General features: G+C 54.8%; 25 protein-coding genes. 9 read left to right on the top strand and 16 right to left on the bottom strand.

Annotation, left to right across the window (positions count from 1 at the left end; genetic code table 11):
- Positions 1 to 25 precede the first annotated feature (25 nt).
- Positions 26 to 481 carry a terminus macrodomain insulation protein YfbV gene (gene yfbV / locus EGY08_RS23735; protein ID WP_004123154.1) on the bottom strand — a complete coding sequence of 152 codons (456 nt, stop codon included), beginning with the start codon at positions 479 to 481 and terminating at the stop codon, positions 26 to 28.
- A gap of 335 nt (positions 482 to 816) precedes the next feature.
- On the opposite strand from yfbV, the gene ackA reads away from it, so the two are divergent.
- Both ackA and pta read left to right on the top strand, forming a co-directional pair.
- Positions 817 to 2,019 carry an acetate kinase gene (gene ackA, locus EGY08_RS23730; RefSeq protein ID WP_004123156.1) on the top strand — a complete coding sequence of 401 codons (1,203 nt, stop codon included), beginning with the start codon at positions 817 to 819 and terminating at the stop codon, positions 2,017 to 2,019.
- Between the two features lie 200 nt (positions 2,020 to 2,219).
- Entirely contained in the window at positions 2,220 to 4,364 is a 2,145-nt protein-coding gene (pta, locus tag EGY08_RS23725; protein WP_004123158.1) for a phosphate acetyltransferase, read from the top strand.
- A gap of 46 nt (positions 4,365 to 4,410) precedes the next feature.
- On the opposite strand, the gene EGY08_RS23720 is transcribed toward pta, so the two are convergent.
- From EGY08_RS23720 to EGY08_RS23700, 5 genes are all read right to left on the bottom strand, one after another.
- Positions 4,411 to 5,364 carry a transketolase family protein gene (locus tag EGY08_RS23720; protein WP_123829013.1) on the bottom strand — a complete coding sequence of 318 codons (954 nt, stop codon included), beginning with the start codon at positions 5,362 to 5,364 and terminating at the stop codon, positions 4,411 to 4,413.
- Entirely contained in the window at positions 5,357 to 6,187 is an 831-nt protein-coding gene (locus EGY08_RS23715) for a transketolase (RefSeq protein WP_123829012.1), read from the bottom strand. The genes EGY08_RS23720 and EGY08_RS23715 overlap by 8 nt, the downstream gene beginning before the upstream one ends.
- Positions 6,184 to 7,575 (bottom strand): PTS ascorbate transporter subunit IIC, encoded by a 1,392-nt coding sequence (locus EGY08_RS23710; RefSeq protein ID WP_049087141.1) that lies wholly within the window; start codon positions 7,573 to 7,575, stop codon positions 6,184 to 6,186. Before EGY08_RS23710 ends, EGY08_RS23715 begins: the two co-directional genes overlap by 4 nt.
- 20 nt (positions 7,576 to 7,595) lie before the next feature.
- Positions 7,596 to 7,859: a PTS sugar transporter subunit IIB gene (locus EGY08_RS23705; protein ID WP_123829011.1), complete on the bottom strand. Its 264-nt coding sequence runs from the start codon at positions 7,857 to 7,859 to the stop codon at positions 7,596 to 7,598.
- An 87-nt stretch (positions 7,860 to 7,946) separates the two neighbouring features.
- Positions 7,947 to 8,390 carry a PTS sugar transporter subunit IIA gene (locus EGY08_RS23700; protein ID WP_123829010.1) on the bottom strand — a complete coding sequence of 148 codons (444 nt, stop codon included), beginning with the start codon at positions 8,388 to 8,390 and terminating at the stop codon, positions 7,947 to 7,949.
- A gap of 236 nt (positions 8,391 to 8,626) precedes the next feature.
- Between EGY08_RS23700 and EGY08_RS23695 the strand changes: the two genes are divergently transcribed.
- Positions 8,627 to 9,646 (top strand): LacI family DNA-binding transcriptional regulator, encoded by a 1,020-nt coding sequence (locus EGY08_RS23695; RefSeq protein ID WP_004123170.1) that lies wholly within the window; start codon positions 8,627 to 8,629, stop codon positions 9,644 to 9,646.
- 2 nt (positions 9,647 to 9,648) lie between these two features.
- Here EGY08_RS23695 and yfcD read toward each other — a convergent pair whose 3' ends face one another.
- The 3 genes from yfcD to yfcF are packed head-to-tail and all read right to left on the bottom strand — an operon-like array spanning position 9,649 to position 11,514.
- Positions 9,649 to 10,203: an NUDIX hydrolase YfcD gene (gene yfcD / locus EGY08_RS23690; protein ID WP_004123172.1), complete on the bottom strand. Its 555-nt coding sequence runs from the start codon at positions 10,201 to 10,203 to the stop codon at positions 9,649 to 9,651.
- Positions 10,204 to 10,261: 58 nt separating this feature from the next.
- Entirely contained in the window at positions 10,262 to 10,813 is a 552-nt protein-coding gene (gene yfcE / locus EGY08_RS23685) for a phosphodiesterase (RefSeq protein WP_004123174.1), read from the bottom strand.
- 56 nt (positions 10,814 to 10,869) lie between these two features.
- Positions 10,870 to 11,514, bottom strand: a complete 645-nt coding sequence (gene yfcF / locus EGY08_RS23680; RefSeq protein WP_004123181.1) for a glutathione transferase — start codon at positions 11,512 to 11,514, stop codon at positions 10,870 to 10,872.
- 208 nt (positions 11,515 to 11,722) lie between these two features.
- On the opposite strand from yfcF, the gene yfcG reads away from it, so the two are divergent.
- The 6 genes from yfcG to EGY08_RS23650 all read left to right on the top strand — a co-directional run bounded on the left by yfcG (position 11,723) and on the right by EGY08_RS23650 (position 15,303).
- Positions 11,723 to 12,352, top strand: a complete 630-nt coding sequence (gene yfcG / locus EGY08_RS23675) for a GSH-dependent disulfide bond oxidoreductase (protein ID WP_123829009.1) — start codon at positions 11,723 to 11,725, stop codon at positions 12,350 to 12,352.
- 65 nt (positions 12,353 to 12,417) lie between these two features.
- Positions 12,418 to 12,780 (top strand): dihydroneopterin triphosphate 2'-epimerase, encoded by a 363-nt coding sequence (gene folX, locus EGY08_RS23670; protein WP_004104107.1) that lies wholly within the window; start codon positions 12,418 to 12,420, stop codon positions 12,778 to 12,780.
- Between the two features lie 23 nt (positions 12,781 to 12,803).
- The gene (locus EGY08_RS23665) at positions 12,804 to 13,697 is read left to right on the top strand and encodes a TIGR01777 family oxidoreductase (protein WP_004123185.1); all 894 of its coding nucleotides are present in this window, start codon (positions 12,804 to 12,806) and stop codon (positions 13,695 to 13,697) included.
- A 216-nt stretch (positions 13,698 to 13,913) separates the two neighbouring features.
- Positions 13,914 to 14,168, top strand: a complete 255-nt coding sequence (locus tag EGY08_RS23660; protein ID WP_004123187.1) for a hypothetical protein — start codon at positions 13,914 to 13,916, stop codon at positions 14,166 to 14,168.
- 3 nt (positions 14,169 to 14,171) lie between these two features.
- A complete protein-coding gene (locus tag EGY08_RS23655) occupies positions 14,172 to 14,738 on the top strand; it encodes a hypothetical protein (RefSeq protein ID WP_049114654.1) in 567 nt (188 codons plus the stop codon).
- 67 nt (positions 14,739 to 14,805) lie between these two features.
- Positions 14,806 to 15,303: a GNAT family N-acetyltransferase gene (locus tag EGY08_RS23650; RefSeq protein ID WP_123829447.1), complete on the top strand. Its 498-nt coding sequence runs from the start codon at positions 14,806 to 14,808 to the stop codon at positions 15,301 to 15,303.
- A gap of 41 nt (positions 15,304 to 15,344) precedes the next feature.
- Here the strand turns inward: EGY08_RS23650 and hisP are convergent, their stop codons facing one another.
- The 7 genes from hisP to purF all read right to left on the bottom strand — a co-directional run bounded on the left by hisP (position 15,345) and on the right by purF (position 21,928).
- On the bottom strand, positions 15,345 to 16,118 hold the full coding sequence (gene hisP, locus EGY08_RS23645; protein ID WP_004123193.1) for a histidine ABC transporter ATP-binding protein HisP: 774 nt from the start codon (positions 16,116 to 16,118) through the stop codon (positions 15,345 to 15,347).
- 7 nt (positions 16,119 to 16,125) lie between these two features.
- On the bottom strand, positions 16,126 to 16,842 hold the full coding sequence (gene hisM, locus EGY08_RS23640; RefSeq protein ID WP_004123196.1) for a histidine ABC transporter permease HisM: 717 nt from the start codon (positions 16,840 to 16,842) through the stop codon (positions 16,126 to 16,128).
- Positions 16,839 to 17,525 (bottom strand): histidine ABC transporter permease HisQ, encoded by a 687-nt coding sequence (locus tag EGY08_RS23635; RefSeq protein WP_004123199.1) that lies wholly within the window; start codon positions 17,523 to 17,525, stop codon positions 16,839 to 16,841. Before EGY08_RS23635 ends, hisM begins: the two co-directional genes overlap by 4 nt.
- Positions 17,526 to 17,591: 66 nt before the next feature.
- A complete protein-coding gene (gene hisJ, locus EGY08_RS23630) occupies positions 17,592 to 18,374 on the bottom strand; it encodes a histidine ABC transporter substrate-binding protein HisJ (protein ID WP_004123203.1) in 783 nt (260 codons plus the stop codon).
- 256 nt (positions 18,375 to 18,630) lie between these two features.
- Positions 18,631 to 19,413 (bottom strand): lysine/arginine/ornithine ABC transporter substrate-binding protein ArgT, encoded by a 783-nt coding sequence (argT, locus tag EGY08_RS23625; protein ID WP_004123206.1) that lies wholly within the window; start codon positions 19,411 to 19,413, stop codon positions 18,631 to 18,633.
- 291 nt (positions 19,414 to 19,704) lie between these two features.
- Entirely contained in the window at positions 19,705 to 20,274 is a 570-nt protein-coding gene (locus tag EGY08_RS23620) for a UbiX family flavin prenyltransferase (protein WP_049114653.1), read from the bottom strand.
- 136 nt (positions 20,275 to 20,410) lie between these two features.
- A complete protein-coding gene (purF, locus tag EGY08_RS23615) occupies positions 20,411 to 21,928 on the bottom strand; it encodes an amidophosphoribosyltransferase (protein WP_004123211.1) in 1,518 nt (505 codons plus the stop codon).
- Positions 21,929 to 21,935: the final 7 nt, after the last annotated feature.

Genomic DNA, 21,935 nt, shown 5'->3' with positions numbered 1-21,935 from the left:
TTTTATATGCGTTTTCCCGATGAAATTACAAATCATCAAGGAAAGTTTTATCCAGTTGTTTGAAGGCGCGCTTAAGCGTGTCAGCTAAAGCCTGATAATCGGGCTTGCCATCTACCGGCGTTAACGCCTGCCCGGCCTCCTGCAGTTTACCGCGCACTTCATAAAACCAGTTCAGTATCGACGGCGGCAGCGGCGTCACTGAACGCTTACCCAACCACCATAAACCCTGCATCGGCAGGCTCAGCGCAAACAGCGCGGTGGCGACGGCCGGGCCCAACTGGCCGCCGAGGGCGATTTGCCAGCACAGCGTGAAAATCGCCACCGGCGGCATGATACGAATCGCATAACGCGTGGCGCGAATAATACGGTTTTCAATAAACACCGGGGCAAGGCGCTTATCCAGAGGCCAGGTCTTTGCATAGTGCTGCCCGTGGCGAAACAAGCCAAAAAAACTCACAGAGCGATTCTCGGGACCGGACATGGCTTACCTCAACTTTACATATAAAACTTAAAAAATTTGTGCAAAACACCAACTGTGCATGACAACGTTCAAAAGATTTTGGCAATGACGCACTCAATCAGGTATTCTGTGCGCACCTGAGGGGCGGTTAGACCCTTTTACCAGGTTAGTCAAATTATCGCATATTCTGCCACTGGCTGAAAATTATGCAAAATGACATAAAATCAAATGTACTTCTCTCATCGTGCCGAAAACAGTACAAGGCATGATGTTAATCATAAATGTCGATGTCATCCTGCGCTACGCTTTGTGACACACTGACGTTTTTTTAGCCACGTATCATAAAAGGTACTTCCATGTCGAGTAAGTTAGTACTGGTTCTGAACTGCGGTAGCTCCTCTCTGAAATTCGCTATCCTTGATGCCGTCAACGGTGATGAATACCTGTCTGGTTTAGCAGAATGTTTCCATCTTCCTGAAGCCCGTATCAAATGGAAAATGGACGGCAGCAAGCAAGAAGCCGAATTAGGCGCTGGCGCTGCTCACAGTGAAGCGCTGAACTTTATCGTTAACACTATTCTGGCACAAAAACCAGAACTGTCTGCTCAGCTGACCGCAATCGGCCACCGTATCGTTCACGGTGGTGAAAAATACACCAGCTCCGTCGTTATCGATGACTCGGTTATTCAGGGAATTAAAGACTCCGCCTCTTTCGCCCCGCTGCACAACCCGGCGCACCTGATCGGTATCGCAGAAGCCCTGAAATCCTTCCCTAATCTGAAAGACAAGAACGTTGCCGTGTTCGACACCGCGTTCCATCAGACCATGCCGGAAGAATCTTACCTCTATGCCCTGCCGTACAGCCTGTACAAAGAACACGGCGTACGTCGCTACGGCGCGCACGGCACCAGCCACTTCTATGTGACTCAGGAAGCCGCGAAAGTTCTGAACAAACCGGTTGAAGAGCTGAACATCATCACCTGCCATCTGGGCAACGGTGGTTCCGTTTCCGCTATCCGCAACGGTAAATGCGTTGACACTTCCATGGGTCTGACTCCGCTGGAAGGTCTGGTGATGGGTACGCGTTCTGGCGATATCGACCCGGCAATCATTTTCCATCTGCACGATGCCCTGGGCATGAGCGTAGACGCCATCAACAAAATGCTGACCAAAGAGTCCGGCCTGCTCGGTTTGACCGAAGTGACCAGCGACTGCCGCTACGTTGAAGACAACTACCAGGAAAAAGCTGACGCTAAACGTGCCATGGACGTTTACTGCCACCGCCTGGCAAAATATATCGGCTCCTACACAGCGCTGATGGATGGTCGTCTGGACGCCGTCGTATTCACCGGTGGTATCGGTGAGAACGCCGCGATGGTTCGCGAACTGTCTCTGGGTAAACTGGGCGTACTGGGCTTTGAAGTTGATCACGAGCGTAACCTGGCTGCCCGTTTCGGTAAGTCTGGCTTCATCAACAAAGAAGGCACTCGCCCGGCTATCGTCATTCCGACCAACGAAGAGTTGGTCATCGCGCAGGACGCCAACCGTCTGACCGCCTGATTCCACACCGCCAGCCATAACCCTAAATAATTCGAGTTGCAGGAAGGCGGCGACGCAGAGAATCCCCAGGAGCGTACGAGTAGTACGTAACTGGGGTGAGCGAGTAAAGCCAACGCACATGCAACTTGAAGTATGACGGGAAGCTGGTGGTGCAGTTTTGTATCCCGCCTGATACTGGCGGTAACGAAAGAGGATATATCGTGTCCCGTACAATCATGCTGATCCCTACCGGAACCAGCGTAGGCCTGACCAGCGTCAGCCTCGGTGTTATCCGTGCTATGGAACGTAAAGGCGTTCGCCTGAGCGTCTTTAAACCTATCGCTCAACCGCGTGCCGGTGGCGATGCGCCAGACCAGACTACCACCATCATTCGCGCGAACTCCGACCTTCCGGCCGCAGAACCGTTGAAAATGAGCCACGTTGAGTCGCTGCTCTCCAGCAACCAGAAAGACGTGCTGATGGAAGAGATCATCGCCAACTACCACGCCAACGCGCAGGATGCGGAAGTGGTGCTGGTTGAAGGTCTGGTCCCGACCCGCAAACATCAGTTTGCCCAGTCTCTGAACTACGAAATCGCGAAAACGCTTAACGCTGAAATCGTCTTTGTGATGTCCCAGGGTACCGATACTCCGGAACAGCTGAAAGAGCGCATTGAGTTGACTCGCAGCAGCTTCGGCGGCGCGAAAAACACCAGCATCACCGGCGTCATCGTCAACAAGCTGAATGCACCGGTTGACGAACAGGGCCGTACTCGCCCGGACCTGTCGGAAATCTTTGACGACTCTTCCAAAGCAAAAGTCGTGAAGATCGATCCGGCTCAACTGCAGAGCGGTAGCCCATTACCGGTTCTGGGCGCGGTGCCGTGGAGCTTCGATCTGATCGCCACTCGTGCGATTGATATGGCGCATCACCTGAACGCCACCATCATCAACGAAGGCGACATCAATACCCGCCGCGTGAAGTCCGTCACCTTCTGTGCGCGTAGCATTCCGCACATGCTGGAACACTTCCGCGCAGGCTCTCTGCTGGTTACTTCCGCAGACCGTCCTGACGTACTGGTCGCCGCCTGCCTGGCCGCGATGAACGGCGTGGAAATCGGCGCTATCCTGCTGACCGGGGCCTATGAAATGGACCCGCGCGTAAGCAAGCTGTGCGAACGCGCGTTTGCTACCGGCCTGCCGGTATTCATGGTTAACACCAACACCTGGCAGACCTCTCTGAGCCTGCAGAGCTTCAACCTGGAAGTGCCGGTTGACGATCACGAGCGTATTGAGAAAGTTCAGGAATACGTGGCTAACTATATCAACGCCGACTGGATTGAATCCCTGACCGCGACTTCCGAGCGCAGCCGTCGTCTCTCTCCGCCAGCCTTCCGCTATCAGCTCACCGAGCTGGCGCGTAAAGCAGGCAAGCGTGTTGTTCTGCCGGAAGGCAACGAACCGCGTACCGTTAAAGCCGCGGCTATCTGCGCCGAGCGCGGTATCGCGACCTGCGTACTGCTGGGTAACCCGGATGAAATCACCCGCGTTGCCGCTTCTCAGGGCGTAGAGCTGGGCGCCGGTATTGAAATCGTTGACCCGGAAGTGGTTCGCGAAAGCTACGTTGCTCGCCTGGTCGAGCTGCGTAAGAGCAAAGGCATGACCGAAGCGGTTGCCCGCGAGCAGCTGGAAGACAACGTGGTTCTCGGCACCCTGATGCTGGAACAAGACGAAGTCGACGGCCTGGTATCCGGTGCGGTTCACACCACCGCCAACACCATCCGTCCGCCGCTGCAGCTGATCAAAACTGCGCCGGGTAGCTCTCTGGTCTCCTCCGTATTCTTCATGCTGCTGCCGGAACAGGTTTACGTTTACGGCGACTGCGCGATCAACCCGGATCCGACCGCTGAACAGCTGGCTGAAATCGCTATCCAGTCCGCAGACTCCGCGATTGCCTTCGGCATCGAACCGCGCGTAGCCATGCTCTCCTACTCCACCGGTACCTCTGGCGCCGGCAGCGATGTTGAGAAAGTACGCGAAGCCACTCGTCTGGCGCAGGAAAAACGTCCTGACCTGATGATCGACGGCCCGCTGCAGTACGATGCTGCGGTTATGGCTGACGTAGCGAAATCCAAAGCGCCGAACTCTCCGGTTGCTGGCCGCGCTACCGTGTTCATCTTCCCGGACCTGAACACCGGTAACACCACTTACAAAGCCGTACAGCGTTCTGCCGACCTGATCTCTATCGGGCCGATGCTGCAGGGGATGCGTAAGCCGGTGAACGACCTGTCCCGTGGCGCGCTGGTTGACGATATCGTCTATACCATCGCCCTGACCGCGATTCAGTCGTCCCAGCAGCAAGCATAATCTGCCCGCTGCATGAAAAAAGGCGACCTCAGGGTCGCCTTTTTATTTACAGCAGCTCTCGCGCCGCCGAGACAATATCATGCGCCGTCAGGCCATACTCCTTCTGCAAGAAGTCCTGCGTTCCCACCTGGCCATAACGCTCCTTCACCCCCACACGACGCATCGGAACCGGGCAGGTCTCCACCAGGACTTCCGCCACCGCCGATCCCAGTCCGTTATGAATACTGTGGTTTTCACAGGTCACGATACGCCCGGTTTTTTCGGCGTAATTTTTCACCAGCATACGGTCGATAGGCTTCAGGGTAAACATATCAATCACCGCCGCGCTGACCCCTTCCTGCTCAAGTTGACGTGCTGCTTCAAGGGCTTCCGCCACCATGATCCCGTTGGCAATCAAGGTGATGTCGTCACCTTCGCGCAGCACATTACCTTTGCCAATCGTAAACGTCGAACCCGGCGCGTAGACGCTCGGCGCCTGTTTGCGGATCGTGCGTACCCAGTAAAAACCGTCGAGATCGATAAGCTGCCGCAGGATATCCTCAAACATCACCGCATCGGTCACTTCCAGCACCACCGAATGCGCGAGGCCGCGCACAAGACCCATATCCTCAAACGACATATGGGTTCCGCCGTTATGGCAGGCGGTCACCCCGGCGTCAGAAGCGATCACCTTGACGTTGTTCCGCTGATAGTCCAGCGCCATAAACAACTGGTCGAAGCAGCGGCGGCTGGCGAAAGCGGTAAAGGTATGGACAAACGGCTTACGCCCGGTCAACGATAGTCCGGCGGCGGTACCGATCACGTTCGCTTCCATAATGCCGCAGTTGATGACGTGCTGCGGATGCTGCCTCGCGACGCCATCCATCGCCATAGAGCTCATCAGATCCGCTTCCAGGGCGATAATCGGGCTATGGGCTTCAATCTGCTGCGCGACAAACCCGGCATAGACTTTGCGCATCTCTATGGCATCTTTTTGTCCTGCAGGTGCAACTTTAATCATGTTCGGCCTCCAGCTGGCGAATCGTCTCGTTTAGCGTCTCTTTCATCTCGTCCGTCAGGCGCAAGTGATGGTTGTTACTGAGATTCTCGAGATACGGCACGCCCTGGCCTTTCACGCTATCGAGAATAACGACCCGCGGGCGCGCATCGGCGGGAGGAACGGGCTGAACCGCCGCCAGCAGTCCGGGGATGTCATCGCCTTTGACGGTAACAACATCAAAACCAAAGGCGCGGAATTTATCTTCCAGATTAAAAGCGCGAATGATCTCATCCAGCCTGCCGTCAAGCTGTAGCTTGTTCCAGTCAACAAACACGGTCAGATTATTCAGGCGATGATGGGCAATAAACTGGAACGCTTCCCAGCACTGGCCTTCATTCAACTCACCGTCGCCAACGATGCAGAATACCCGATTCGCCCGTCCCGCCAGCTTATGCGAAAGCGCCATTCCGCCGGCGATGGAAATCCCCTGCCCCAGAGAGCCGGTAGTGGCATCCACCCCGCGCGTTTTCAACCGATCCGGGTGGCTTGGCAGCCGCGTACCGTTCTGGTTTAGCGTACTCAGCTCCTCCAGCGGAAAATATCCCTTAATCGCTAACGTGCTGTACAGCGCGGGGCCGGCATGACCTTTTGATAACACAAAGTAGTCGCGCTCTGGCCAGTCCGGGTCCGCGGGGTCAATTTTCATCACCGCGCCGTACAGTACCGCCAGCGTCTCCACGACCGACATACTGCCGCCGTAATGGCCGAAACCAAGATCCGTCAGTGATTTAAGGGTGGCGACGCGAATGTCCCGCGCCAGTTGGGTTACTTCTTTCACATTCATGATTTAGCTCCGCTGTTCTCCTGCGCGCCGCCGCCCGCAGATCTCTTTTTCGCAAAAACGTTGTACACCACCAGCAGTACGAACAACGCCACCACAAGGCCGGTAATAGCAAACGGCGACAGATAGCGGGCCAGGTTGCCCAGCACGATACCGACGGCGCCGAAATCCGCATCCGAGAAAGTGGTGTTGGCAAAGCCAATCGCGCCCAGCACCGGCAACAGCAGTACCGGCAGGAAGGTGATCAGCAGACCGTTGGCAAACGCCCCTATCATCGCCCCGCGCCGTCCGCCGGTGGCGTTGCCAAACACGCCGGCGGTCGCGCCGGTAAAGAAATGCGGCACCACGCCGGGCAGGATCAGCACCCACTTGAACTGCCCGCAGAGGAACAGCCCGACCAGGCCGCCCAGGAAGCTGAACAGAAAGCCAATCAGTACCGCATTGGGCGCATAGGGATAGACTACCGGGCAGTCCAGCGCCGGACGGGCATTAGGCACCAGCTTCTCCGAAAATCCGGTAAAGGCCGGTACGATTTCCGCCAGGATTAGACGTACCCCTTGCAGGATGATGAACACCCCGGCGGCGAAGGTAATCGCCATAATGATGGCGTATACCAGGTAGTTCTGGCCGCCGCTGAAAGTGCTTTCAACATATTCACGCCCCGCGCTCACCGCCATAATCAAATAGATAATCATCATGGTCAGCGAAATGGAGATGGAGCTGTCACGCAGGAAACTCAGGTTTTTCGGTAGGTTCATCTCTTCGGTTGAACGCGAGCCTTTACCGCAGACGCTACCGATCCATCCCGAAAGGACATAGCCCAGGGTGCCGAAGTGGCCGAAAGCGATGTCATCTGTACCGGTAATACGCTTCATATAGCGCTGGGCCAGCGCCGGGAAGAACGCCATCACCAGGCCGAGGATCAGGGAACCGGTAAAGACCAGCCCGATACCTTCAAAACCCGCCACGGTAAGAATCACGCCGATCATACAAGCCATGTAGAAGGTGTGGTGGCCGGTCAGGAAGATATACTTCAGACGCGTAAATCGGGCGACTACAATATTCGCTACCATCCCGAACGCCATAATCAGCGCGGTTGAAGCGCCGTATTTTTCCAGCGCAATAGAAACAATCGCCTCGTTATTAGGAATAATACCCTGAATATTAAAAGCATGCTCAAACATGCCCCCCAGTGGATTCAGCGAACCGACTAATACCGTCGCGCCGCCGCCCAGAACAATAAAACCCAGAATAGTTTTAATGGTTCCCTTGACGACATCGGAGAAAGATTTCTTTTGCGCTACCAAGCCAATTAACGCAATTAAACCGACCAGCACCGAGGGTACTTTTAGAATATCAACAACAAAATTCAGCGTTTCAAGGATAAACATATCCACCTCGCTATAAATAGTTATTGTCTGGCGAACCACGCACGCAGCTGCGCTTCGAGTTCGTTAATATCGATGATGTTGGTAATCACCACCAGCTGGCTTTCCGGGACGCTGGCGCTGGCGGCAATATCCTTAGCCATGACGAATAAATCTGCCGCACCGGGGATTGCCGAGGACAGATCGGAATGTTCCACCTCGGCTTCAATTTCGAGTTTTTTGAGCACTTTTTTAATATTCATCTCAACCATAAAACTGCTGCCCAGGCCGGAACCGCAAATTGCCATAATTTCATTGTTATCACCTTTTTTGGGTAGAGTAGGTCCGCATCACGCAGGTGCGTAATGGGTTATAAGTCGGATAATAAAATTAAATCAGAAACGCGTGATGATAGTTTTTATCTCCTCCAGGTTGGCTGCCTGATGTAATTTATTCATATCTTCATCGCTGGAAAATAATTCCGCCAGCGCAGAGATCGTTTCAATGTGACTGTGCTTATCCGGCGCCGCCAGCATAATAATAATATCGACCGGGTCGAAGTCTTTAGAGCCAAAGGAAATGCCCTGTTCGAGTTTCAGCAGCGAGAGACCTAAACCTTTCGCCCCCTCTTCCGGCCGCGCATGCGGCATTGCCAGGCCCGGTGCCAACACATAGTAAGGCCCCAGCTTACGGTGCTGCTCAATGATCGCCGCTACATATTCAGGTTCTATAACTCCTGCTTCAAGCAGCGGTCTGGCACAGATGTCCAGTGCCTGCTGCCAGCTTTCTACCTTCTGCCGTAACGTGATGGTGGTATCAGAGAGCCATGTCTTAAGCATTTTACCCCTCGTCTTTTAACAAAAGATGGGCAAACTTTATGCAAGCAGGCAATAGTTATCTGAGATTAAGATCACAAAGATAGCGCTACCAACGTTGAACATTCAGATTTGTGATAGCGCTATCAATTCGCAATCATCCCATCAAAACGCAGCAAAAAGTCCCGTTTAAGGCGTATACTCCCTGACACGTGAAGTAATGGATGATAATAAAAAGCGTCTGTTTAGCAGGAATATGTATGTCTCTAACCCGAAAACGGCGTAGCACCGGAAAGGTGACCATCGCCGATGTTGCTCAGTTGGCTGGAGTGGGTACCATGACCGTGTCCCGCGCCCTTCGTACGCCGGAACAGGTTTCCGATAAGCTTCGCGAAAAAATCGAAGCGGCGGTGCAAGAACTGGGATATATGCCTAACCTCGCCGCTAGCGCACTGGCTTCCGCGTCCTCAAGAACCATAGCGATGGTCGTGCCGAATCTGACGGAGGCGGGCTGCTCGGCAATGTTCGCCGGACTTCAGCAAATATTACAGCCAGCAGGTTATCAAATCATGCTGGCGGAATCGCAGCATCGTCTGGAGCAGGAAGAGAAACTACTGGAAACGCTGCTGGCTTCTAACATCGCCGCCGCCATTCTACTGAGCGTTGAGCACAGCGATACCGTACGCCACTGGCTGCAGAACGCCTCGATTCCGGTGGTGGAGATGGGCGCGATGCGCGCCGATCCTATCGACATGAATATCGGCATCGATAACGTGGCGGCGATGTTCGAGCTGACGGAAATGCTTATCCACCGCGGCTATCAGAATATCGGTCTACTGTGCGCCAATCAGGAACAGTGGATTTTTCAGCAGCATTTGCAGGGGTGGTATAAAGCCATGCTGCGCCATCATATGTCGCCTAACCGGGTAATTAACGCCGCGCTGCCCGCCAACTTTTCCACCGGCGCTTCGCAGCTGCCGGAGTTTTTGCTCGCATGGCCGGAACTGGATGCGCTGGTTTGCGTTTCCGATGAGCTGGCATGCGGAGCGCTGTATGAATGTCAGCGTCGGCGCATCAAAGTTCCTGATGATTTAGCCGTTGTCGGCTTTGGGGATAGCGACGTAAGCCGGGTCTGCCAGCCGCCGTTAACGACGATGGCGGTACCGCACCATAAGATTGGCATCGAAGCCGGCCGTGCACTACTGGAGCGACTTAGCGAGGGAAACTGGAGCGACAGAAGGCCCATCGCATCCAGTTTATGCATGAGGGATAGCTGTTAAAACTACTCGGCCTCTTCCTGCTTTTCAGCTTTTGCTGACTCATTATTGGCATTGCGGGTCATCCACAGCGCCAGCGCTTTTAATGAATCCGGAGTGAACTCGTCGCAGCGGGCGGTGATCTCTTCCGGCGTCAGCCAGCACACTTCGCTCACCTCTTCCTCCTGTAAAGCAAAAGGCCCGTGTGACACGCAGCTGAACAGACCGCCCCAGACGCGGCAATGTTTATCCTCATAGTAGAACTGGCCGTGGTCAGCGAAAGGCACGCCGGCAATGCCGAGCTCCTCTTCCGCTTCGCGGCGCGCGGACTCCAGCATTTGCTCGTCAGCCTGCACCACGCCGCCGGCGGTAGCGTCCAGCATACCCGGCTGAAAATCTTTCGTTTCGGTACGACGCTGTACCAGGATTTTGCCCATCCCATCATGAACAACAATGTAGGTCGCCCGATGACGCAAACACTCCGCGCGCATTTGTTCGCGGCTGGATTGTGCTATCACCTCATTGTTTTCATTAACAATATCGACCCATTCTGTGCTTGCCAAATGATTCTGTTCCGCCATCAGGAAACCTTACTTTTTAAAGCGCTCTTACGGCGCGTCTATACGGTTGAGGGGTAAATTACGGGTAAATTGCGACCTCTGCAATAACCTGATTATCATCGAGTGCTAAAACCTGCAATTGCCCCTCGTTCAGCAGACCGTAGCTGGCGGTAAATCCCCCTTTAGGGATGCTGACCGAGCCGGGATTGAAGAGGAAAATCTCACCGCGTTTCTCGGCAACCGGAATATGAGTATGACCATAAGCCAGCACATCGCCAGCGGCGAGGGGAGGCAAATTATCGGGGCTATACAGATGTCCGTGGGTCAGAAAAAGGCGGGTTCGCTCGCTCAAAACCTGCTGCCAGGGGGCGGTAATGGGGAAATGGAGCAACATCTGATCGACTTCGCTGTCGCAGTTGCCGCGTACGGCAATCACCCGCTCCGCCACGCTATTAAGCGCCTCCGCAACCTGGGCTGGGGCATAGCCTTCGGGAAGCGCGTTACGCGGCCCGTGATTAAGCACATCGCCGAGGATAACCAGCCACTGCGCCCCACTGCGCGCGAACAGCTCAAGCACGCGTTCAGCGGCAGGCAGAGAGCCGTGGATATCCGAGGCAAACATCAGCTTCATACAATTTATCTCCACGCATGACGATGCGTCTATGATAACGGAACCGCTGAAGCTTATCAGCCCGCGCGTTTGGCTGAGAGTGCGACGTAGCGCTGGACCGACGCCCGCTGCCACTGGAAGACGGCGTAATCCGCCAGCGCGGCGGGGACCTCATCGCCGTTAAGGACCAGTCGATTGAGCATCAGCGCCAGGTCGGTATCGGCAATGGACCACTCGCCAAATAGATTCTGCCCGCCGTGGGACAACAGTAAGCCAGCCGTTTCAAACAGCTTCGCGGCGCTTTTTCGCCCGGCGTCGCTGAGCGGAGGCTTCTTTGCTCCGCCAAAGACCACGTCCGTGGAACGCTCTTCACGGATCGGCATTAAATCGCTGCGCAGCCAGGCCTGTACCTGACGCGCCCGCGCGCGCTTTTGCAGATCATGCGGGTAAAGTCGCTCCCATTCCGGGGGCGCAAAGCGCTCATCCAGATATTCGGTAATCGCAGAGGATTCGCTCAGAAAAAACTCGCCGATCTCCAGCAGCGGTACGCGTCGCGTTGCGCTGTAGCCTTTCCAGCCGCTTTGCAGATGCTCGCCGCTGTCAAGGTTGACGGTTTTTAGGGTAAAAGGCAGGCTCTTTTCCTGCAGGGCAACGTATACGGACATCACATATGGCGAGAAAAAATCGGCGTCGGACCACAGGGTAATCGCGGGCTGGCTCATAGCATCCTCAATGGCTAATGTAATGGGGCGATACGCCAACATATCCTGTCTTTCAGAGGATGTCACTGACCGCTACCCTCAGGATCTTACATACTTCTCTGAGGTGTACGCGCTCGGCGAAAGTCATCCAGAATGAGGTAAACCTGCCGGATGACGCCAGTTCACCTATACTCGAAAAGTTTGCGACCTGTGACGGCGAGGGACTCTCATGATCGATCTTTACTATGCACCCACCCCTAATGGCCACAAAATCACGCTATTTCTTGAAGAAGCGCAGCTGCCTTACCGCCTGATCCGGGTGGATATCAGTAAAGGGGAGCAGTTTAAACCGCCGTTTCCGGCGATCTCACCGAACAACAAGATCCCGGCGATCGTTGACGATACTCCCGCCGACGGCGGCGCCCCGTTAAGCCTGTTTGAGTCCGGAGAAATCCTGCTTTATCTGGCTGAAAAAACTGGCAAATTACTGAGCGGCGAACTCCGCGAACGCCACGTTACGCTACAGTGGTTATTCTGGCAAGTCGGTGGGTTAGGGCCGATGCTCGGGCAAAATCATCATTTCAACCACTTTGCTCCGCAGGCGGTGCCCTACGCCATTGAACGCTATCAGGTGGAAACGCAGCGTCTGTATGGCGTGCTCAATCGGCGCCTTGGCGAGAGCCCCTGGCTTGGCGGCAACCACTACAGCATCGCCGATATCGCCTGCTGGCCGTGGGTGAATGCCCATCAGCGCCAGCGTATCGACCTCGCCAGTTTTCCGGCGGTGCATAACTGGTTTGAGCGCATTCGCCAGCGCCCGGCCACCGTTGAAGCGCTGCTGAAAACAGAAGCCCATTAACCCCCTGCTCGCCCGGGAAGCTTTGATGTATGATGGCGGAAATTACTACACGGAGGAAGCCTGCCATGTCTCAACCAGACGCCATTATTCGAATTAAGAACCTGCGCCTGCGTACTTTTATCGGAATTAAAGAGGAAGAGATCGCCAACCGCCAGGACGTGGTGGTTAACGTCGCTATCCACTATCCGGCGGAGAAATCACGCAACAGCGAAGACATTAACGATGCGCTGAACTACCGCACCATCACCAAGCGCATTATTAGCCATATTGAGAATAACCGCTTCTCTCTGCTGGAAAAATTAACTCAGGATGTGCTCGATATCGCACGCGAACATCACTGGGTCACTTATGCTGAAGTAGAGATCGATAAACTGCACGCGCTGCGCTACGCCGATTCGGTATCCATGACGATGAGCTGGCGGCGTTAGACGCATCACCTTAGGGAGGCGCTATGAACGTTCTGCTTACTGGCGGTACCGGCCTGATTGGCCGACATCTGATTCCCCGGCTGCTGGAGCTGGGGCATCACATAACGGTTTCAACGCGCAGCCCTGAAAAGGCCAAAAGCCGCCTCGATTCGCGCGTCACCCTGTGGCGCGATTTCGAGCATCAGGCGAACCTCAACGGCATTGATGCCGTCATTAACCTGGCAGGCGAGCCGATCGCCGATAAACGCTGGACGGCGGAGCAGAAACAGCGTCTCTGCCACAGCCGCTGGGATATCACGCAAAAGCTGGTCAAGCTCTTCAACGCCAGCGATACGCCACCCGCGGTGCTGATAAGCGGTTCCGCCACCGGTTACTATGGCGACCTCGGTGAAGTCGTGGTTACCGAAGAAGAGCCGCCGCATAACGAGTTTACCCATAAGCTTTGCGCCCGCTGGGAGCAAATCGCCTGTGAAGCGCAGAGCGATCGCACCCGCGTCTGCCTGCTGCGTACCGGCGTGGTGCTGGCGCCGCGCGGCGGCATTCTGGCCAAAATGACGCCAGCTTTTAAACTTGGCCTCGGCGGCCCTATCGGTAGCGGAAGGCAATATCTGGCGTGGATCCATATCGACGACATGGTCAACGGTATCCTCTGGCTGCTGGATAACGACCTGCGGGGGCCGTTTAATATGGTTTCCCCTTACCCGGTGCGCAACGAGCAGTTCTCCCACGCGCTGGGTCATGCGTTGAATCGGCCCGCCATTTTCCGCGTCCCGGCGGCGGCGATTCGCCTGCTGATGGGAGAATCTTCCGTTCTGGTACTCGGCGGCCAGCGCGCGCTGCCAAAACGCCTGGAAGCAGCCGGATTTGGCTTTCGTTGGTACGATTTGGAACAAGCCCTGGCCGATGTGCTGAAATAGTTCAGGGCCTTCAGGGAGATCCCGGCGATCTCCCTGATCTGTTATTCGTGGAACCCTCCTCGCAGCGCGCAAAAACCACCACGCTTGTCGCGTCTTAACTGTGAATCTCATTCCAGCGATCTCCCCTTCACTCTGTCATAACCCCTGCGTGTGATTTTACCTTACCCCGTCGTTGACATTCGTCAACATCATATTCAATATTAGCAGGACACATTGATGAAGGAACATCTGGATAAACATATCAGAGCCGCAATTGACTACGCGCTGGCGCGCGGCTGGATTCTTCTCTCTGGCGGCAAAAGCGCGCACTGTTTTGGACGACTAATGTGCGGAACAGCCCGCCATCGGGAACACATGATGAGCATCTGGTCAACGCCGGCGGTGCCCATTCACCATGCCAGGCAAATCATCCGCATGGTCGATCGCTGTCTGATACCCGTATCGGGTCAGATTAACCACAAGAAGGATTAAACCATGGCGCTGTATAACTTTACGCTCACACTCTCCGGCGTCACCGCGCATACCGTGGGGCTGGAGGATGCGCTGCATGCGGCAGGCTGCGCTGATGCCCTGGTCTGCTTTTACGGAACGGCAGTCTATGTGGAGTTCGACCGCGAATGCGCCTCTCTCGAACAGGCCATTTTGTCAGCGATTGCCGATATCGAATCCGCTCCGGCCCTGAATGCGCGGGTCGAATCCGTCGATTCCGCGCTGGTAGGATTAAGCGATATTGCTGAACTCACCGGCCTGACGCGACAGGCCATCGCCTTATTGAAAGATGGCGCACGAGGCTCGGGGCAGTTTCCAGGGCCGGTACAACGCGTGAAAGGCAATTCGCCGCTGTGGCGCTGGAAAACCGTCGTCGGCTGGCTGGTGATGGAGGGACGGCTTGCCGGGGATTCGCCGCTGGTCGCCCACGCCGAGGTGCTGGACAACCTCAACCTGGCGCTGCAGTTGAGGGCGACACAAGAGAGCAACACCGTGCTGCGCTATCTCCGCGGGCTCGAAAATCAGCACCGGGCTTCACCGACGCTCGCTTAGACGCGTAAACATTCCGGCGCTTTATGGTGTTAAGGTGGCAGAATAATCCACCTCTATGGACTGCATGATGATAATACTGACTACGCCGCGCCTGCGCCTCTCGCCGTTTCACGCATCCGACTGGCCATTTTTCCTGCGCTTACGGCGAGACCCGGAAGTGATGCGCTATATGGGCGAGGTTCTTGAAGAGCCAGCGCTGCGGACGCTGTTTGAATCCCGCTGCGCTGACCCTGGCGTATTCGTATTGCGCGACGGCAGCGGCGAGGCGGTTGGCGATATTGGCCTGCGCATCAGTGGTAAAAATCCGCACGAAGCGGATGTCGGATACGCTCTTATGCCCGATGCACAGGGAAAGGGCTATGCCAGCGAAGCGTTAAAAGCGATTTGCGACTACGGCTTTAACCAACTCGGCGTTCACGCGATAAATGCCTGGGTGCTGGGCAATAACGCTGGCTCTTCCCGCCTGCTGGAAAAACACGGTTTTATCCGCATTCAGGTGCTTGAAAAAGCGTATCATTTGAACGGAATGGATTTCGATGACTGGGTGTATCGGCTGGAGCGCTAGCCGTCCCGGCGGAGGGGATTCCGCCGGAGGCATAGACAGTACTACTTTAACGAGCCCTTCAGGAACTGCTGCAGGCGCGGGCTTTTCGGATTGCCGAAAACATCGTCAGGGTGCCCTTCTTCTTCAATCTTGCCCTGATGCAGGAAAATCACGTGCGAAGAGACATGGCGCGCAAAGCCCATTTCATGCGTTACCACGACCATGGTTTTTCCCTCTTCCGCCAGCTGCTGCATAATGCGCAGCACTTCGCCTACCAGTTCAGGGTCAAGCGCCGATGTCGGTTCATCAAACAGCAGTACGTCGGGCTCCATCGCCAGCGCGCGGGCAATGGAAACGCGCTGCTGCTGGCCGCCGGAGAGGTGCACCGGATATTTAATCTGCTGGCGTTCGTCAATACCGACTTTTGCCAGATATTTGACCGCCCGATCGCGGGCTTCCTGTTTGCTCAGACCCAGTACCTGAATCGGCGCTTCCATCACGTTTTCCAGCACCGTCATATGGCTCCACAGGTTAAAATGCTGGAATACCATCGTCAGGCGAGTACGTAGTAAACGTAGCTGGTTTTTATCAGAAACCTTTAACTGACCGTCTTTATCGCGAACCAGGCCAATGTTTTGCCCGTTAACAACAATCGTCCCTTCGCTGGGCTTTTCAAGAAAGTTAATGCAGCGCAAAAAGGTACTTTTACCGGAGCCGGATGAACCAATAATACTGATCACGTCTCCGGCTTTCGCCCGCAGTGAGACGCCTTTCAGTACCTCATGCTCACCGTAACGTTTATGCAGATCGATTACATTTAATTTATTGTCGGACATGGCGTTCTCAGTGCGTCGAAGAAGGTTTGATGTGCTGGAGCCAGCGCTTTTCCGCTCTGCGGAACAGGCTAATCAGCACATACGAGATAATTAAATACAGTACTGCGGCAATACCAAAGGCGGTAAACGGCTGGTAGGTTGCCGAGTTAATATCGCGGGCAATTTTCAGCAGATCCGGCACCGTGGCGGTAAAAGCCAGCGCGGTGGAATGCAGCATCAGAATCACTTCGTTGCTGTATGCAGGCAGAGCGATACGCAGCGCGGAAGGGAGGATAATGCAGCGATACATTTTAACCGAGGAAAAACCATACGCCCGAGCGGCCTCTATCTCGCCTGCCGGCACTGAACGAATCGCCCCGGCGAAAATCTCCGTAGTATAGGCGCAGGTATTCAGCGTCAGCGCCAGCACCGTACAGTTCAGCCCGCTGCGAAAGAAGGCGTTCAGTAGTTCAGTGCCTTTGACGATTTCCAGCGTATACATCCCGGAATAGAACACCAGCAGCTGAACGTACAGCGGCGTGCCGCGAAAGATATAGGTGAATAGCCAGATGGGGAACCGGATAAATTTGTTGCTCGACACGCGGCCTATCGCGAGGAAAATGGCCAGGATGCCGCCCATCACCACGGAAGAGATCAGCAGCCAGAGCGTAATCGCGACGCCGGTAAAGCGGTAGCCGTCGGTCCACAGCAGGGATTTCCAGTACTCCTGAATAATGTCAATCACAGGTCAGCCCTCTTCACGCCCACAGAGTAACGGCGTTCGAGCATCAGCAGCACACCATTGGAAACCGTTGTAAATACAAGATAAATCAGGCCGCAGACGATAGCGAAGTAGAACGGCTCCCAGGTGCTTTTACCCGCCAGCTGGGTTGCCTTGACCACATCCTCCAGCCCCAGCAGCGAGACCAGCGCGGTCGCTTTGAGGATCACCTGCCAGTTGTTGCCTATTCCAGGCAGCGCATAGCGCATCATTGCCGGGAACAGAATGCGACGAAAGGTTTGCCCGCCGCTAAAGCCGAAGGCCGTCGCCGCTTCAATATGCCCCGTCGGCACAGCCAGGAAAGCGCCGCGAAAAGTTTCGGTAAAGTAGGCGCCGTAAATAAAGCCCAGCGTGATGATACCCGCCACCATTGGGTCAATATCAAACTGCGCCAGACCAAGCGCATCGGTCACGCTGTTGAGCGCAATCTGCAGCCCGTAGAAAATCAGCAGCATCAGCACCAGATCGGGTACGCCGCGGATTAAAGTGGTATAGCCTTCAAAAATCAGCGCTAATGGACGATTATTGGAAAGTTTCGCCCCAGCGCCCGCCAGGCCGATAAGCACCGCCAGAACGACCGAGCTTAACGCCAGCTCAAGGGTGACCAGCGCGCCCTGAAATATAACCTGTGAAAACCCGTACAGCATGCTGTCTGCCCTGTCTGTCATCAACCATCGCGCGTGAAATCACGCGCGATGGGGTACGCGGGATGATTAGTCGCCGTACACGTTAAAATCGAAATATTTCTTCGCCAGCTTGTCGTAGGTGCCGTCCTGGCGCATCTCGGCAAAGGCTTTATTCAATGCTTCACGCAGTTCGTTGTCTTCTTTACGTAGCCCCATACCGGTGCCGACGCCGAACAGCTTCTCGTCTTTAATCGACGGGCCGCCGAACTGATAATCCTTACCGATAGGCTGCTTGAGGAAACCTTCGCTGGCGGCGACTTCATCCTGGAACGCAGCATCGATACGACCAGCGGTCAGATCAGAATAAATATTGTCCTGCCCCTGGTAGGAAACAATTTCAATACCCTTCGGTGCCCAGTGCTCGTTGCCGTAGGTTTCCTGAGTGGTGCCCTGCAGAACGCCAACGCGTTTACCTTTCAGCTTCGCGAGGTCTGGCGTAATATCACTGCCTTTTTTCACGACCAGGCGCGAATCCGCCGCGTAAAGCTTGTCGGTGAAGGCAATTTCCTGTTGACGTTTTTCGGTGATTGAAAGCGAAGACATAATGGCATCGATTTTCTTCGCTTTTAAAGACGGGATCAGCGCGTCCAGCGGGTTCTCAATAAAGGTACATTGCGTATTGATGCGCTTACAGAGCTCTTTTGCCAGATCGATGTCAAAACCAACCAATTCACCCTGTGCATTCTTGGATTCGAACGGGGCATAAGTAGGATCGGTGCCGATGCGGACTTTTTGCGGAATGGCTGCGAATACAGTGGAAACGCTGGAAAGGGCCAGCGCTAAAGAGAGAGACAACGCCAGTTTTTTCATAACTATCCTCAACAGACTGTCATTCTAACGGATTTATTAGAAGTACTTACGGCAGTTATCGTGCCATTATTCGCCCCGGTAAGGCAAAACATTCCGCGCCGGGAAGCAAATTTTTTCGCACCAGAAACGCTTAACTATGCATTTTTTAACATCCCGCGTGGAATTTTTTGCACCAAAAAGATCCACAAAAGCGTGAGCGCACCAATAAGGGGCAGAAATAGATGCGCGTGGCCCGGCGTCCGGGCCAGCGGACGTCTTAGTCACCGTAAACGTTGAAGTCGAAGTACTTCTTCGCCATTTTGTCGTAGGTGCCGTCTTTACGCATGTCAGCCAACGCTTTATCAAACGCGGCCTTCAGCTCGCTATCGTCCTTACGCAGGCCGATGCCGGTACCATCACCGAAGAATTTTTTGTCTTTAACGGAAGGACCGGCAAACGCAAAATCTTTACCGGCGGGTTGTTTGAGGAAACCTTCACTCGCGGCCACTTCATCCTGCAATGCGGCGTCGAGACGGCCAGCGGAGAGGTCTGAGTAGATCAAATCCTGGTTCTGATAAGCCACAACATCGACGCCGTGGCTGCGCCAGCGTTCATTTCCATAGGCCTCCTGGGTAGAGCCCTGAAGCACGCCGACATGCTTGCCTTTCAGCGATTCCAGCGTCGGCTGAATCGGCGAGCCTTTCGCGGCAATCAGGCGCGAGTCGGCGGCGTAGAGCTTGTCAGAAAACGCAATTTCCTGCTGGCGTTTTTCAGTAATCGACAACGAAGAGATGATGGCGTCGATTTTCTTGGCCTTCAGCGACGGGATCAGGGAGTCGAAATCGCTGCCAACCCAGGTACATTTTACTTTGATACGCGAACAGAGCTCATTGCCCAAATCAATGTCAAAACCCACGAAATCCCCTTTCGCATCCTTAGAAGAGAAAGGCGCGTAGGTGGCATCGGTGCCAATGCGAATACTCTGCGGCAGCGCAGCGAATGCGCTGGAGGCGCTGCAAATGCCCATCATTAAAGAGAGAGCCAGAACCGTCTTCTTCATAGGTTACCCTTAAGTGTCGTGATGTTGTTATGCGATGCGTTATTTTGTTATTTGTGCTGCCGATAAAATCTTGCACGTTTTATGCCATTTTCTCAGTGCGTGCTGCAAATGGCGTTAAATTTGTTAAATAAAGGTTGCAAGTTTGTCTTAAAAGGGAAGATACCAGCAATAACGGATAAACCGCAGTGCCGCAGCGCAAAAAAACAAATTAAATGTTGAGGATTTGATCGAGGCTACAAAATTGCACTGCGGCAATGCAGATGTGAATAAAGCGCACTATCTTAGTGCGCTTTACGCTCCCTGCCAGCGGGTAAAGAGGTCTTCAGGAAGAGAAATATCAAACTGATCGATAACGCGGTTGACCGTCTGGTTTATCACGTCATCAAGGGTCTTTGGCCGATGATAAAACGCGGGAACCGGCGGCATAATCACCGCGCCCATTTCCGCCGCCTGGACCAGCAGACGCAGGTGACCAAGGTGGAACGGCGTTTCCCGTACGCACAGCACCAGCGGGCGGCGCTCTTTAAGCACCACGTCCGCCGCCCTGGTCAGCAGACCATCGGTATAGCTATGAACAATGCCGGAGAGGGTCTTCATCGAACACGGCAAAATCACCATTCCGGCGGTCTTAAAAGAGCCGGAAGAGATGCTGGCAGCGATATCGCGGGCATCGTGCACCACATCGGCTAACGCCTGCACCTCGCGCAGGGAGAAATCTGTCTCCAGCGCCAGCGTCTGCCGCGCGGCCTGGCTAAGAATAAGATGGGTTTCGACATCAGAAACCTCGCGCAAGACCTGGAGCAAACGCACGCCGTAGATTGCGCCGCTGGCGCCAGAAATGCCGATAATGAGTCGCTTCACGTTGATTGCCCTTTTCCCACAATGGCGCAGACTTTGCCGGATTATAGCCCCTGACGCAACCGCGGACCCGCAATTGGTGCGAGAAAATAAAAAAGCCCGCGGCCATCGGACCACGGGCTTTCGGCAAATCAAAGGATTACCCTTCGTTATGCATCTCTAAGTTTTCGACTTCGTTCTGCAGCTGAACCGCTTTCGCATCGTCGTTACGCAGGGAATCGAGATAGTCCAGATACTGCTGATCGACATCTTTAGTGACGTAGATACCGTTGAACACCGAGCATTCAAACTGCTGAATATCCGGATTCTCCGCGCGCACCGCGTCAATCAGATCGTCCAGATCCTGGAAAATCAGGCCATCGGCGCCGATGATCTGGCGAATCTCGTCCACCTCACGCCCGTGCGCGATCAGCTCATTGGCGGTCGGCATATCGATGCCATACACGTTCGGGAAGCGAATTTCCGGCGCAGCGGAGGCCAGATACACCTTCTTAGCCCCTGCTTCGCGCGCCATCTCGATAATCTGCTCTGAGGTGGTGCCGCGCACGATGGAGTCATCCACCAGCAGCACGTTCTTATCGCGGAATTCGGCGCGGTTGGCGTTAAGCTTACGGCGTACGGACTTACGGCGCAGCTGCTGCCCCGGCATGATAAAGGTACGGCCAACGTAGCGGTTTTTAACAAAGCCCTGGCGGTAAGGTTTGTCGAGAATACGGGCAATTTCCAGCGCGATATCGCAGGAGGTTTCCGGGATAGGAATGACCACGTCGATATCCAGATCTTCCCACTCACGGGCAATTTTCTCACCCAGCTTAGTCCCCATATTAACGCGGGCGCTGTAGACGGAGATTTTGTCGATGAAGGAGTCCGGACGCGCAAAGTAAACGTATTCGAACAGGCACGGGTTGCTGACCGGGTTCTCCGCGCATTGACGAGTGAACAGCTGGCCTTTTTCGGTGATATACACCGCTTCGCCAGGCGCCACGTCGCGCAGGAACTCAAAGCCTAGCGTATCCAGCGCTACGCTTTCCGAAGCGACCATATATTCGGTGCGGCCATCGCCAATATCGCGTTTACCCAGCACCAGCGGACGGATGCCGTTCGGGTCGCGGAAGGCGACCATACCGTGGCCGATAATCATCGCCACGCAGGCGTAAGCGCCGCGAATCTGGCGGTTGGTGGCAGCGATCGCCGCAAAAATGTTGTCTGCTTCCAGCGGGTAGTGGCGGAAATTGTCCAGCTCGCTGGCGAAGATGTTGAGCAGAATTTCGGAATCAGAGGTGGTGTTGATGTGGCGGCGTTTTTCTTCAAACAGCTTTTTACGCAGCTCGTGAGCGTTAGTCAGGTTACCGTTGTGCGCCAACGTAATGCCATACGGCGAGTTGACGTAGAAAGGCTGTGCCTCGGAGGCGCTGGAACTGCCAGCCGTCGGGTAACGAACGTGACCAATACCCATATTGCCCTGCATACGCTGCATATGGCGAGCTTCAAAAACGTCGCTCACCAGTCCGTTCGCCTTACGCAAACGGAAACAGTTGTTCGCATCAATGGTGATGATGCCTGCGGCATCCTGGCCACGATGCTGAAGCACCGTTAACGCGTCATAAATGGACTGGTTTACCGGCATAACACCGGCGATACCGACAATACCGCACATACGTCTT

This window comes from Klebsiella sp. FDAARGOS_511, from assembly GCF_003812845.1.
In the GTDB taxonomy this organism is placed as follows: Bacteria; Pseudomonadota; Gammaproteobacteria; order Enterobacterales; family Enterobacteriaceae; genus Klebsiella; species Klebsiella grimontii.
Note: the sequence above shows the minus strand (reverse complement) of the source record. Positions and strands in the feature narration are given on the sequence as shown.

Coding starts and splice junctions, on each gene's coding strand:
- yfbV (WP_004123154.1), bottom strand. CDS start 481: ATGTCCGGTCCCGAGAATCGCTCTGTGAGTTTTTTTGGCTTGTTTCGC.
- ackA (WP_004123156.1), top strand. CDS start 817: ATGTCGAGTAAGTTAGTACTGGTTCTGAACTGCGGTAGCTCCTCTCTG.
- EGY08_RS23720 (WP_123829013.1), bottom strand. CDS start 5,364: ATGATTAAAGTTGCACCTGCAGGACAAAAAGATGCCATAGAGATGCGC.
- EGY08_RS23715 (WP_123829012.1), bottom strand. CDS start 6,187: ATGAATGTGAAAGAAGTAACCCAACTGGCGCGGGACATTCGCGTCGCC.
- EGY08_RS23710 (WP_049087141.1), bottom strand. CDS start 7,575: ATGTTTATCCTTGAAACGCTGAATTTTGTTGTTGATATTCTAAAAGTA.
- EGY08_RS23705 (WP_123829011.1), bottom strand. CDS start 7,859: ATGGCAATTTGCGGTTCCGGCCTGGGCAGCAGTTTTATGGTTGAGATG.
- EGY08_RS23700 (WP_123829010.1), bottom strand. CDS start 8,390: ATGCTTAAGACATGGCTCTCTGATACCACCATCACGTTACGGCAGAAG.
- EGY08_RS23695 (WP_004123170.1), top strand. CDS start 8,627: ATGTCTCTAACCCGAAAACGGCGTAGCACCGGAAAGGTGACCATCGCC.
- yfcD (WP_004123172.1), bottom strand. CDS start 10,203: ATGGCGGAACAGAATCATTTGGCAAGCACAGAATGGGTCGATATTGTT.
- yfcE (WP_004123174.1), bottom strand. CDS start 10,813: ATGAAGCTGATGTTTGCCTCGGATATCCACGGCTCTCTGCCTGCCGCT.
- yfcF (WP_004123181.1), bottom strand. CDS start 11,514: ATGAGCCAGCCCGCGATTACCCTGTGGTCCGACGCCGATTTTTTCTCG.
- yfcG (WP_123829009.1), top strand. CDS start 11,723: ATGATCGATCTTTACTATGCACCCACCCCTAATGGCCACAAAATCACG.
- folX (WP_004104107.1), top strand. CDS start 12,418: ATGTCTCAACCAGACGCCATTATTCGAATTAAGAACCTGCGCCTGCGT.
- EGY08_RS23665 (WP_004123185.1), top strand. CDS start 12,804: ATGAACGTTCTGCTTACTGGCGGTACCGGCCTGATTGGCCGACATCTG.
- EGY08_RS23660 (WP_004123187.1), top strand. CDS start 13,914: ATGAAGGAACATCTGGATAAACATATCAGAGCCGCAATTGACTACGCG.
- EGY08_RS23655 (WP_049114654.1), top strand. CDS start 14,172: ATGGCGCTGTATAACTTTACGCTCACACTCTCCGGCGTCACCGCGCAT.
- EGY08_RS23650 (WP_123829447.1), top strand. CDS start 14,806: ATGATAATACTGACTACGCCGCGCCTGCGCCTCTCGCCGTTTCACGCA.
- hisP (WP_004123193.1), bottom strand. CDS start 16,118: ATGTCCGACAATAAATTAAATGTAATCGATCTGCATAAACGTTACGGT.
- EGY08_RS23635 (WP_004123199.1), bottom strand. CDS start 17,525: ATGCTGTACGGGTTTTCACAGGTTATATTTCAGGGCGCGCTGGTCACC.
- hisJ (WP_004123203.1), bottom strand. CDS start 18,374: ATGAAAAAACTGGCGTTGTCTCTCTCTTTAGCGCTGGCCCTTTCCAGC.
- argT (WP_004123206.1), bottom strand. CDS start 19,413: ATGAAGAAGACGGTTCTGGCTCTCTCTTTAATGATGGGCATTTGCAGC.
- purF (WP_004123211.1), bottom strand. CDS start 21,928: ATGTGCGGTATTGTCGGTATCGCCGGTGTTATGCCGGTAAACCAGTCC.